Raw genomic sequence first — 12,642 nt, forward strand, 5'->3', positions numbered from 1 at the left:
ATCAGGGATGCTCCAGCATGGTGGTGGCTTGGGTCATCAGGACGGTTTCCGGATTGGGGAGTTCTGGATAGGTTTGACGCACCGCATCTGTGACCCATTGCGGATAGATACGGAACATCAGTTTGGTTTCGACCTGTAACGGGTAAACGGCATCTGTCGGGATGTCAAAACGTTCATCGCGATATCCGTTTGCCGGAATTTTGGTATCTTTCAGCATTTTTTCATAACGCCAGAACACAAGACCAACCGGTTTGCCATCTTTGTCGCCAAAGACTTTTTGGAAGAAACGCGCATCTTTTGCCACATTGCCTTTGTCATCCATTTTACCTTCGGACAAAACGATATTGCCCTTGGCATCCTTAACGGTAATATCCAGCCATAATTGACGGAAATCGGCAACACCGGTGGGTAAGGCATGCCCTGCCCCAACGTTTTTAACACGCACGTTTAACTTTCCATCCGCACTGATGCTGTTTTCCACCTTGGCAGCAGCTTGCAACAGCTCAATACTCATGTTTGCCAGTTTTTCGTTGCGCAATCCGACAAGATGGTGATTGGCCCCTGTAAACTGATGGGTGACGACGTTGTCTTTTACTCGTCCGCCATCGGTGGAAATACCGGGAACATTTTCCCCGATCCGTTTGATGTCGCCGTGCATATGGCAATCAATACAATCGCGGTGTTTGCTGGGATCTTCCGGGTTGTTGTATTCGGATTTTTCCCATTCGCCATAGGTATCGACAATAACGGCACCTGTGCCGGGGGCAAATTCGTTATGGCACGTGCTACAGAGTTCGGAGTCCTTGTAGAACGGTTGGCTATAGGATTTTGCATGGACTTCCGGCTTGGCATTAATCTGGTGGTTTCCCGCCCATTTCAACAAATCGTTTTTGCTGTTTTCAAAGATATAAAGCTCACGGTCTTTAACATTGACGGAGAAACTGGCATTCCCACCTGCTTTTTTGCCACGGGCATCTTCCAATTTGGTGATGCGGTGACAGAAGAGACAGCCCGTGCCCTCATCCAGATCAGGTTTCTTTTCTTCCAAGGCTTTAAACAGGGTTTCACCGCCTTTTTCGAACATATGGCCTTTTTCGATCGTCGCGGTTAAACCTGTCAACAATCCTTGGGGATGGTGACAGCCCATACACCATTTGCGGAATTCTTCGCCTTCGGTTTGGGCGGCGACTTCTTCCACAACCTTGTAATAAGGGTTGGAATCCCCCATCAAACGGTGCAATGAGTCTGCCCATTGATCAAACATATCGGAATGGCATTCTGCACAGGCTGCGGAATTGACCCATTCTTCGGCGTGTACGGTCTTGCGTTCATCATCCAGTCGTAACCATGTGGACAGAAGCGGCAGGTTACCTTTTGCCAGAACAAAGCTATGGAGATCATCCATTTTGTTTTTGACTTTTTCAGGCAGGTTCGCCGGGTCTACTTTTTTGGCACCATCACGTTCATCAAATCCCATACCGCCTTGTGTTTCCTGAATGATACGAACGTAATCACCCGCAAAATCACCGGCAACCATATTGCCTAGTTTCTGGTGACCGATCAGGGCATTATCATATTTATCGGTTGGCGTATCACGGAACATATAGCCGGTGGTAAAATTAAACCCGTCCAGATGGCAGCTTTGGCAACTCATCCAAAAATCACCCGCCATTGGATAATCGGTATCATCGTTGGTGTTACCCGACATAAACAAGGCTTTGCCACGTCTGAGCTGGGGGTCCAAGGGGTCGTTTTCCACCAGTTTGGCGAAAACGGGTTTGACCAGCTTGGCACGTGCAAACGGTCCCTCCCCACCACGGGTCATTTGGGTGATATCAAGGCTCATGGCATTCTGGATGAAGATATCCTGCCCGGATACGACAATTCCGCGTGGTGTATCACCGGGGAGATGGCGATAAATTTGTTGTGCTTTTGCCCCCCCTTGATTGAGTTTACCCACACGGCGCGCGCGGCGTTTTTTCTTTTTCTTAATCGAGGTTCGGCGTGACAGGTCAAACACCATCAAATCTTCACTGCCACTGAGTGTGATATAAACTTTTTTACCGTCTGCGCTGAATGTTGCATCATGCGGGTTAGATACAATACGTGTGCGTTTGGTGGTTTCCACGATGTTGATTTGCTTGAACAAATGTTTGCGGCGATCAACCAATTCCTTTTCCTTGCCTTTTTTCAGACTGAGCAAGGAGACAGTGGGAAAAACAGTGGATTGAAACTGGAATGGGTGATCAAAATTCCAAAGAACATGTGGTAGCCAGGCTTCCGTTTCATCCGGGCTGACGGCAATGTCGTCCAGCAGGCGTGGCACCCCTTGTGAGATAAATTCGTCTTCAGGTTCCTGTGTTTCATGTAATTTCAAGGTCACGTTAAGCGCAGGCGGTAAAACGGTTGTATCGTAAATGGAGACTTCACCGATCATGGCATGGGTCACCAACAAGCGCCCATCTGATAACAGTGCCAAACCACGTGGCGTTTCACGGGTTTTTAAATCGTAAATAACGCCCTTATCCGGGTGCAGACCCAACAGGCGGTGCCCTTCAAAAGCTGCAACCCAAAAAAGTTTGTTTCGCGGATCATACACAATCCCGAACGGACGATAGGCGACTTTATATTCGCTGAGGATTTTGTTTTGATTGAAGAAAACAACACGGTGGCCGCTATAATCGGTCGCTGCGATTAAGCCGTTTTCGCCAAGAGCTATACGACGAATATCACCGCCAAGTTTAATCTCGCCTAATCGTTTTGCGCTGTCTTTATCAACCCACGAGACACTGCCCGTATCACCATTGGCACTATACAGGATTTTTGTATCGGGACCGAGTGTGAAGCCCGTACTTTCAACGGCTGCAAATGCGGTGGTGGAAAGAGCTGCAATGGCAAGACCAAAGGCGAGAAGCCATTTTAAGGCTTTAAGCATGCTCCAGCGTTTTGCATGCATATAGACAATGATGGCAAGGGGGATACTGGGTAATAAATGCATCCAGTACACAGCCTGCCCCATCAGGTCACCCCGGTTGCCGAAAAAGGATAAATACAGACCGCTCAGAAACAGTAAGATTAAAATATATTCGATAAGGGTACCGGACTTACGCAGGAAAGGTTTGGTTGATGATTTCATTAAATCACGATGCGATAACCAAAACGGCAGAACGAAAATGGGAAAAAGAATTAAGGAAACAAGGAAATGAATTCCCAATGCCGGTCGTGTCACTTGCCACGGCAGATTAAATCCATCCCATAATAAAAGGCCGCTAATCACGAGAATATAAAGGATAAATTCGGCAGGCTTGGATTGATACGAAAGTTTGCGCCAAAGGGACGCCGCCGCAACAACTTCTTTATGTGTTTTTCTTGTTTGCGTACTCATGTTCGCTCATTCTATCCGGAAGTAAATAAGAATAAATATTAATCTCAGAAGGTCTACATAATTGCAAATGCGTCTTAATTGATATACGTCAAATAATCTATGAAAGAACGCAAAAAACCGGGAAAACCTTTTGAGAGAGGCTTCCCCGGTTTTAAAATGAAATAGGCTTATCGTTTTGAAACAATTACCTTATTTGCCATTGTCATAGCGGTACCGTGTTTTCCGCCGGCATAAACAACTTGGGCCACACCGTCTTTATCTGTGTCACCATTGTTGTTTTCGCTGAGCAGGTTCTCACCGGAGTCGCCGACCCATTCAGCCAACTGCATACCTTCATTGGTTTTTTCACCGTTAATGACGGTACGGAACCACGTGGTGTAACGCTTTGTCAGGTGTGCCAAGTTCAGATTGGGATTGTTCTCACCTTCTTCGTTACGAAGATCCAGCATCAAGGAACGTAAACCGGCACTGACAGCTGCCACTGTGTACGGTGTATATTGCGTTGGTTGCCCGATAACATTGGCATAAGTGCCTGTATCTTTGTCAAACATCAGGGCTTCGACTTGGTTATAAACGTTACGTGCAGCTTCTTTGTAACGCATATCGCCTGTGGCGGTTGTTGCGGCTGCGAGACCACGGATCACGGCAAACTGAGTGCCAACGGTTTGGTTTTTGCCTGCGCCATCTTTCAGGTTATAGCTATCAACAGCCAAGCCATTTTTTGCAATCAGTTTATCAACGATAAAGTCAGCTTGCGCCTTGATCATTTCCAAAGCACGTTGACCGCGTTCTGTATTCAGGCTTTCACCGGCAGCAGCTGACGCATAACCAACCGGCAGCGCATCTTGTGAACGTTGGAAGATCGTCAGGGCTTGCAAGGCGTAAGCGGCATCAAAAGTGGTCACGTTTTGACCAATAACATCATCAACCAATGTGCCTGCTTTGGCATCAAAATGCAGGGCATCCAAGTTTTTGAAAGCGGCATTTGCCAAGACACTAACGACGGAGAACGGATCATCGCTTTCTACATCGTTATTCAGGTCTGTATCTGTGTTGGCCGCCGGGGCACTGGGGAATGGCGCCCCATCAAATACAGAAAGGAAAGCCGGGTTTTGGTTCGTGTTAGCACTTCGTTGGTCACTAAAGGCGTAAACTTCGCTGAGGGGCCACAACAGCATCCATGTGTCGCGTAATGTGGAACGACCATCTGTCACTTTCAGGTCCCCAATGGCTTTGGTGCCATTGACCATTTTTTCGCTAACCGCAACATTGGCCGGGAACCAGACCGGACCGTTTGCCGGATCATAGGTACTGGTGATTTTTGTGCCCAGTTGTTTACCGTCATAGCCGAACTGGTTTTTCAAGGTAAGGAGCTTGTCCCATGTGATTTCTGTCAGGATAACACCGTTGAAACCGTCTGCTGAAGACACACCCAACGCATGTTTGCCGTCCGCATCCATATCGGATGAGGTGGCTTCCACTTCTTCGTCACCTTCAACTGTATGCATGCCGCCAAGGAAATCTTGTGACCACATAACGTCTTTTAACATCTGTCCGCCGACGGCTGCGGGATTGAAGGATTTGTCCATACCGGACTCAATCCATGCAAGGGAGGCATAATCACGGAAATAAGCCGGGATATCGACTTTGACTTTGGATGTTTTACCCGTTGCATCCAACATTTCCACTTCGTCGGTATTTACGATTGCGGTATCTACTGGCCCGGCAAATTCAGGCATACCCTTTCGATACGGGAACGTGACCGGGTACATATTCAAGGGAATTTCTTCTGTCGGGAAAGCAACGGAAGCAGACAATTCAATAAAACGTTTGCCTAAGCTTTCCGGTGTACCACCGCGTTTTGCGTTCAATGGACCGTTGGCAAGATGCGGCCCCATTTTTGATTGATAATTGACCGCATACATGGCTTCTTCGGAATACTCATAAGACTCGATCCCGGCGGTGTAATCGAAGGCTGTCGGTTTGTTCAAGGCCACAGGGTCAAGTACATCAAGGTCAAGGCCGAGGCTTTCAGCCAAGGGTTCGCCGGAAAGTTCAAATTCCGTATATGCCAGAAAACCGCCCCCGGGATTAAAGGTTTTATCGACGACTTCCACCTTTACACCGTCGGCAAAGGCAGCACTGGAAAGAGCCAGTGCGGAAGTTAAGCTCAGGAATTTAAGTGTTTTAGACATTTGTATTCCAATTGGTTTGTTGCGAGTAATTATCAATATCTATTCTTTTTGCATAAAAAAAACCTATTTGCAAATGATTTTCATTAATTGTTGACGGTATTTTAAATGGAGTATATTGGCGAGTTTACAAAAAAACGGGACAGATAATCTGCCCCGTTTAATAGACTGTAAAACTGTAAAATCAGCGATGACAGCTTAGAAGTTAAATGTGACGTTTGCTGTAAGCGTATGTGCTTTCATATCGTCAAAACCGTTTTGACCAGTGTTTGCCCAGAGATAACGGTATTTTGCGCCGACATATGTATTCTTGTTGATTGCGTAATCCAACCCAACAATTGCGTTTGCAATAAGGTTTGTATCGCTTTCGCTGCCATTGACTTGCAATGTTCCGATAGAATCAATTGTATCTTTGCTATAAACCGCACCAATCCCAAGGCCAACGAAGGGCGAAAGTCTGCTTTTTTTGTTCCCCAGAGGGGTGAAAATAGCATTGGCAATTGCTGTAACGGTTTGAATAGAACCATCAATATCTGCACTGCCGTTGACAACATAGTTTGTCCCCCCAGCGCTTGCCGTCAGGTTCCCCGTGACTTTGTCGTAATCAAACTTGCTGTATCCGGCTTCAAGTTCAAGGGCAACAAGGTTGTTCATATGGCGGCCTACTGCGCCGGATATGGTGTAGCCAGCTTTCCTTTCGATGTTACCTGTGGCGTTTACCGTAACCCCGTATTGAGTGGCGGAAGAAGAAAAGGAGGTATCTTCAGCGATCACGATGCCCCCATCAACCCGGCCATAATAAGGTGAGTTATCGCCAGCTTGCGCAACGCACGCAACAGACATAGAGGCCATTAAAGACAGCGCAAATTTTTTAATCATTTTAAATTTCCATTTTTGCAATATTTACACTTTTTAATTGTTCGTTGTCGGGGCTGTCAAGTTTTGTTTATTTTTTTTAAACAATCATTGCACAACAAGTCTTTAAAATGTTTCCATAGAATGTAAAAGACAGAGTGAATTATCGAAAATACAGTTAGGGTGAATAAGAATATGAGCAGAGCAATCTCACCGTTTATCGCGTTGTTAGCGAGTATTTGGTTGATCAACCTCGGTGGTGGATTGCAAGGTACTTTGCTGGGTTTGCGTGCGGAAATGGAGTCTTTTGAATTGACCTCCACCGGCTTTATCCTGTCTTCTTACTTTCTGGGCTATATTGTCAGCTTTTTCGTTATTCCCTCTTTTATTAACAGTGTCGGGCATATCCGGTCTTTTGCGGCTTTTGCTTCGCTTTCTTCTGCGGCGACGTTGTTGCATGCGGTTTTTGTTGACCCCTATGTCTGGTTTTGTTTGCGCCTTCTGACCGGGTTATGTTTTGGCGGATTGATTTTAGTTGGGGAAAGCTGGCTGAATGCATCCTCCGGCAATGATAATCGCGGGACAGTTTTTTCGATTTACATGTTAATTGTATTAAGTGCCTCTGCAATCAGCCAAATCTTGATCAACCTGACCTCGGTTTCAGGTTATAACTTGTTTGTATTGGTCTCTGTTGCTTTGTCGGTTGCCCTTTTACCCCTTACTTTGGGGAAAAAGATTGTTGCACCTGAAATTCAGGAAAGTGCGACAATGGCTTTTGGCAAACTGGCCAAACGCTTTCCGCTGGGTATGTTGGGGATTGCAGTGTCCGGTTTGGTCAGTGGGGCACTGTGGACAATGCTGGCTGTTTATGTTTTGCGGATCGGGCTGGATACATCCGATGTCTCTCAGGTTATGTTTTTTCTGATGGTTGGCGGGATGATTTCTCTTTGGCCGATCGGGAAACTTTCAGATCGTATAGACCGACGTAAAATTATCCTTGGATTGGGGCTCGGGACCTCTTTGGTCTGTACCCTCTTTTTAATTCCGGCCTTCCTAAATGCCGATACCATTAAATATCTGGCGGCTCTTTTAGGATTTATGGCCTTCCCGCTTTATGCCATTTCATCCAGCCATATCAGTGATTATCTTGAACAAGATGAATTTGTCCCGGCTTGTGGATCGATGGTGTTGTTTTATGGAGTGGGTGCTCTCATTTCACCGTTGGTCTCTGCCCAAGCGATGCAAATTATCGGGCCGCAGGGATTGTTTATGTTTATGTTTATTATTCAAATTCCGCTGATTGTTCTCGCATCCATTCGCATCTTTAAGAAAGAGGCGTTGTCGAGCGAAGAGAAAACAGACTTCGTTTTCGAAATGCCCAAGGTTACACCGTCTGTCAGTCCTCTTGATCCTCGTAACCAAGAGGCTGAGGAATTGGCGGATGAAGCACAAAGAGAAATGGAAGAACGAGAAATCGCGGATCAGGAAGCCCTTGACGATGATGATACGATCCGGATGACGGACTGATTATGTTTTAGAGTTGAAAATTAATGCGGGTAATTATAGAATTTGTATATAGGAACAGGGGTGTTCATGCATATGCATATATTTTTGACAGTTGTTTTTGTCGTTCTTTTGGGAAATTTTAGCGTAAACGCACAGTCTCCCAATAGTTATTGCCCCCAAAAAATCGGAATGATTCAGGGGGACCCTCTGGCAGTTCCGGCCAAAGAAATTCTGTTGAAAGTGTACAAGAAATTAGGCTGTAATATCAAGGTCGTCCCGTTACCTGGCGCGCGAGGGATTTTGCACTTCAATAAAAAGTTAGTTGATGGTGAACTTTATCGTTTACCCCTTGCAGAAAAAGCCTATGAGAGAACTTTTGTACGTTCGCTCGTCCCACTCTTTAAATTGACAAATGCTGTCTGGGAAAACCCTGACTATAATATATCCAGCAAAAAGCCCTTGGGGTATGTCAGGGGCATTAAGTGGCATGAAGAATATGTTCAAAACCATTTTCTGGATATGCAAAAAATTGCTCAGTTTAATTCAGAAGATAAAATGTATGAGGCCTTTAACCGTGGCATAATAGGTGCTTTTCTAAGTGAAAAACAAACGGTCAAATTGTTGTCGGAGGATGGACGACTGACTGTTTCTCCTCGTCTTAAATTGACGGTGGAAAGTAAACCGCTCTATCATTATCTAAGCAGCAATTATTCGACTTTTATGGCGGATTTTTCCAAGGTGATCGAAGCTGAACATCCATTTTCTATTTTGGAATAAAAAAAAGCCTGGCTCAAGTGAACAAGGCTTTTTTCATATCAGCTTTTCTTTGGCTTGCGCTTGCGTTTTATCGGGCCCATGCCAGCCTTACTATCCCCGTCTTTTTTGGGTTTATAAGACTTTTTGCTTTTTGTTGGCTTGTCCGTTCTCGGGGCGCTGTCTTCATTTGATTTGCCCTCAAACTTTTTATGCTCACCGGATTTTCCACGATGGGCGGGTTTGCGTGGACGACGATCACCGCGGTCTTCGCGATCATTTCTGCCGCGTCCTTTACGATTGTCACGCGGACCGCGTTTGCCCCGTGTATCAGCGCTAAACTCAGGGACTTCTTTTAAACGATCAATCGTAACGCCGTTTTCGACTTTGCGGCTGGGGCCGACAGCGGCGAGGAATTTATCAATGCTGTCGGGGTGAAATTCAACAAAGGTGGTGTCGTCCTGAATTTTGATCGCACCGATTTCCCCTTTGGTGATATGGCCCGCCCGACAGAGCATCGGCAAAATCCAGCGCGGTTCTGCATTATGTTTGCGTCCAACAGACAGGCTGACCCAGACGCCGTTTTCAAAATCGACCCGTGGGCCTTTTTCCGGGCGTTCCCGGTCTTTGCCTTGCGGGGCATCCAGCAATTCTTCAGGGGCCGGTTGTTCGGTATTTTGCAGACGGATCAAGGCCAGTGCGATTTGTTCAGGGCTGAATTTTGCCATGACGTCCTGCAGGAAGTCCTTTTCATTTTCGTCAATTTCCTGTTCGAACACAGGATTGGTCAGAAAACGTTCCCGATCACGTTGCAGCACCTCTTCGACAGAAGGCGGCTTGGTCCAGTCTGCGGTGATCTTGGCATGGTTCAAGACTTGTTCTGTACGGCGGCGTTGATTGTATGGCACGACCAGTGCGCTGACCCCTTTTCGCCCTGCCCGTCCTGTCCGCCCGCTTCGGTGCAGCAAGGCTTCGCTGTTGCGTGGAATATCGGCGTGGATCACCAGTTCGAGATTGGGCAGGTCAATGCCGCGTGCGGCAACATCTGTTGCCACACAAACGCGGGCACGTCCATCACGCATGGCTTGCAAGGCATGGGAACGCTCATTCTGGCTCAGTTCACCGGACAAAGCCACGACGGAAAATCCGCGGTTGTTCAAACGGCTGTGCAAATGGTTTACGGTCGCACGGGTGGCACAGAAAATAATGGCATTTTTGGCTTCATGGAAACGCAAGATATTGATAATGGCATTTTCGCGGTCACTCGGGGCGACTTGAAAGGCTTTATATGTAATATCGCGGTGTTGCTTTTCCGCTGCCTTGGTTTCAAGGCGAACAGCGTCCCGTTGATAGCGTTTCGCCAAGGTGGCAATCCCGCGCCCGACAGTTGCGGAAAACATCAGCGTGCGGCGCTCAACCGGTGTGGTATCCAGGATACATTCCAGCTCTTCGCGGAAACCCAGATCCAACATTTCGTCGGCTTCATCCAGAACGACACACCGCAGTGCCGAGGGTTCTAAAGACCCGCGTTCGATATGGTCACGCAAACGTCCCGGCGTACCGACGACAATATGTGCGCCGCGTGACAGGTTGTTACGCTCGGTTCGCATATCCATACCACCGACACAAGACGCGATTTTGGCTCCGGTGAATTCATAAAGCCATTCAAGTTCCAGCTTCACTTGCAGGGCAAGTTCGCGTGTGGGCGCAATCACCAGCGCCAAGGGCTTTTCCGCACGGGAAAAGTTTGTCGCTTCGCCTAAAATTGTGGGGGCAAAGTTCAACCCGAACGCAACGGTTTTACCCGAGCCGGTTTGTGCAGAAACAAGCGCATCTACATCAAGCATTTCAGGGGCAATCACGGCCTCCTGAACAGGTGTTAACGTTTCATAGCCTCGTTTTACCAATGCCTGTTCGAGTGATGAAACAACACCTTCAAATTTTGTCATACTGTATCTTTCAAAAGAGAAGATATTATTATGCTTCTCTTGTTTTCATGTGCCCTAAGTATGACCGTAATGTCCGGTCATGGCACGCTCTTTATCTGTTTTCGAGAATAGTTCCCGTCAGGTTTGCGCGGATCCGGTCCGTTGAAAAAAAGCTTCGCTTAAAAGAGCAAAACTTTCCAATGATTAAGATTATGAGAAAACAAATGATAACCAAAACCAAAAAATGAGCTTTAAATCAATGATTTACGCGTATCCAATATAAGCGCAAATGAACCGAAACCCTTACCTACACTTCCGCCTGCCAGAATGCAAGCACTTTCCCTTGCGAGAGCATGATGAGGTTGAGGACGTTTAGCGTGAGAATTACTGAACGGAGAAGAGGTTTGAGTTTTAGGGAACGGGTCCAGTCGACGACGATGATATTGAAGCGGAGATTGAATTGTACGGTAGGTGTCGCTTGATCCTTTGGGCTATTATTGCAAGAGATGCCACTTTGGTTCGGTGTATGGTATGTAGGTTAGCGACCTGCTAAAGCCTTTTTAGTCCTTAAATCACGCTGTAGCTTCTTTCGTAAATCGACAAGGCTTTGAGCTTGGGGTAGCCATCCCTTGTCGATTTGAACAGCTTCAAATAAACGACTGGTTAATGACGGTAAAATTGACAGCTTCTCTTCAATGGTTTGCGCCGCGTTTAGATCATCGAACCCTTGTTTGATCTTTAGGTGCCTTTTATTGGGAAGGGCAATCTTGTCGTGCTGAACTATGACACCCGTAACAACCTTTGGTGTGGAGACAGGAAAGTAATGAGCTTTATGAGATTTTAAGCCATGCCGAGAGATAATGCCTCTGATGATTGAGAGAAATTTCTTGCTCACGAATTCACCAGATATGGTGATGTCATCAACGTAGACGGTCATCTTACAGTCGCTGTCTGTGACTAAGGTATTGATCTCTTCAAACATAGGTTTATGGGCATAGTATGACAGCAGAGGGCTTGCGCTACTTCCTGTCGCCAGATGCTCATCCACAGTAGTTAGTTTTGAGAGAATAGCTGCGACTTCTGATGAGCATTCCAATAGGTTTCGAAAGAAACCGTAAATCGATTTCCTTGTCACCGATGGATAGAATCTCTTTACGTCAGCCTTGATGATGGAGTTGCGACCGATATGGACTCTGGCATTTGTGAGGTAAGACCTCCCTGCCCGTGCAGAGTGGAGATAGTCTGGTGCTTCAATTCTGGATAGCAATTGATAGATACGTTTGTGGATAACTTGAAGTTGAGGGTTTGGTTCCTGTACCTTGCGACCATCTACATTAAAGAAACGATACCTTTCAACATCAGGTTTGTTGGCTAAGGTTTCGAGTTTCTCTTTTGAAACGAATAGTAGTTCCGCGAGTTTATGCGGAGAACTCATTCTGTAAAATGGTGAAGTCTCAAGTGGATAGCTATCCAATCATCTAATCCTTGTGTTTCTCAGGGTCTGCGTCAGAGATCGTAGCAATCCAATCCAGCATTTTGACTACCTTGCCAGCTACTGATTGCTTGATGTTTTTGACTAACGTAGGGTCTTCGATATTCTCGGCAAACAGCATTAATGAAGATGCTGGTATGTCAAAATACCTTGCGTATTTTTCAAGGGTTTCAAGCGTGACCTTCTTTCTGCGTGATTCAATTTCCGAGACATATGACTTAGATAACCCTACGCCAGTTGATACTTGGGTTTGGGTTTGGTTATGATAAACCCGTATCAATCTAAGTGCGTCGTTAATCATGTTCGTTACCTGTATCATTGAAATGGTTAGGGGGAGTTATTCAGTTGAGAAAAACAACACCATCCGCACGAGTTTGACCACGAAGGCAAACACAGCTAACAGAACGCGCCGGTTTACCAAGCAAAAGCGAATACATCGCTTCCCACCTTGAAGGGCACGTTTGAACAACGTCTCCTGTCTGGTGTTAAGGGCTGTTGGTTTCAATGTTTCCATATATATACCTTTCTGGT

At 46.4% G+C, this 12,642-nt stretch carries 8 protein-coding genes; 2 read left to right on the plus strand and 6 right to left on the minus strand.

Annotated features, from left to right (window positions below; all coding sequences use genetic code 11):
- Position 1: 1 nt before the first annotated feature.
- From ACN0VA_RS08575 to ACN0VA_RS08585, 3 genes are all read right to left on the minus strand, one after another.
- Entirely contained in the window at positions 2 to 3,385 is a 3,384-nt protein-coding gene (locus ACN0VA_RS08575; protein WP_417820741.1) for a hypothetical protein, read from the minus strand.
- 167 nt (positions 3,386 to 3,552) lie between these two features.
- Positions 3,553 to 5,580, minus strand: coding sequence for a hypothetical protein (locus ACN0VA_RS08580; protein WP_417820742.1), 2,028 nt, complete (start codon positions 5,578 to 5,580; stop codon positions 3,553 to 3,555).
- Between the two features lie 195 nt (positions 5,581 to 5,775).
- A complete protein-coding gene (locus tag ACN0VA_RS08585; RefSeq protein ID WP_417820743.1) occupies positions 5,776 to 6,456 on the minus strand; it encodes an outer membrane protein in 681 nt (226 codons plus the stop codon).
- Positions 6,457 to 6,627: 171 nt separating this feature from the next.
- Between ACN0VA_RS08585 and ACN0VA_RS08590 the strand changes: the two genes are divergently transcribed.
- Positions 6,628 to 7,959 (plus strand): MFS transporter, encoded by a 1,332-nt coding sequence (locus ACN0VA_RS08590; RefSeq protein WP_417820744.1) that lies wholly within the window; start codon positions 6,628 to 6,630, stop codon positions 7,957 to 7,959.
- Positions 7,960 to 8,019: 60 nt separating this feature from the next.
- Positions 8,020 to 8,715, plus strand: coding sequence for a hypothetical protein (locus ACN0VA_RS08595; protein ID WP_417820745.1), 696 nt, complete (start codon positions 8,020 to 8,022; stop codon positions 8,713 to 8,715).
- A gap of 38 nt (positions 8,716 to 8,753) precedes the next feature.
- On the opposite strand, the gene ACN0VA_RS08600 is transcribed toward ACN0VA_RS08595, so the two are convergent.
- The 3 genes from ACN0VA_RS08600 to ACN0VA_RS08610 all read right to left on the minus strand — a co-directional run bounded on the left by ACN0VA_RS08600 (position 8,754) and on the right by ACN0VA_RS08610 (position 12,412).
- On the minus strand, positions 8,754 to 10,640 hold the full coding sequence (locus ACN0VA_RS08600) for a DEAD/DEAH box helicase (RefSeq protein ID WP_417820746.1): 1,887 nt from the start codon (positions 10,638 to 10,640) through the stop codon (positions 8,754 to 8,756).
- A 517-nt stretch (positions 10,641 to 11,157) separates the two neighbouring features.
- Positions 11,158 to 12,093, minus strand: a complete 936-nt coding sequence (locus ACN0VA_RS08605) for a reverse transcriptase family protein (RefSeq protein ID WP_417820747.1) — start codon at positions 12,091 to 12,093, stop codon at positions 11,158 to 11,160.
- 4 nt (positions 12,094 to 12,097) lie between these two features.
- A complete protein-coding gene (locus ACN0VA_RS08610) occupies positions 12,098 to 12,412 on the minus strand; it encodes a helix-turn-helix domain-containing protein (protein WP_417820748.1) in 315 nt (104 codons plus the stop codon).
- Positions 12,413 to 12,642 lie beyond the last annotated feature (230 nt).

It is taken from the genome of Terasakiella sp., assembly GCF_048267425.1.
Classification (GTDB): domain Bacteria; phylum Pseudomonadota; class Alphaproteobacteria; order Rhodospirillales; family Terasakiellaceae; genus Terasakiella.